Annotated in this window: 1 pseudogene; it reads right to left on the bottom strand. The window is 58.1% G+C overall.

Annotated features, from left to right (window positions below):
- A pseudogene (locus B4237_RS03570) lies at nucleotides 1-277 on the bottom strand (collagen-like triple helix repeat-containing protein); the annotation flags it as partial.

Below are 277 nucleotides of genomic sequence, written 5' to 3'. Positions count from 1 at the left end.
GCCCTTATCACCTTGGGCACCTGTCGCTCCAGTGTCACCTTTATCGCCCTTGTCACCTTGCGCACCTGTCGCCCCAGTGTCTCCTTTATCTCCCTTGTCACCTTGGGCGCCTGTCGCTCCAGTATCGCCTTTATCTCCCTTGTCACCTTGCGCACCTTGAGCACCCGTCGCTCCAGTGTCGCCCTTGTCGCCTTGGGCACCTGTTGCACCTGTCGCTCCAGTGTCGCCTTTATCGCCTTTATCACCTTGAGCACCTGTCGCTCCAGTATCGCCTTTA

This window comes from Acinetobacter sp. UBA6526 (genome assembly GCF_002434875.1).
Lineage (GTDB): Bacteria > Pseudomonadota > Gammaproteobacteria > Pseudomonadales > Moraxellaceae > Acinetobacter > Acinetobacter venetianus.
The sequence above is the reverse complement of the archived record's forward strand: the minus strand, read 5'-3'. Positions and strand labels throughout refer to the sequence as shown.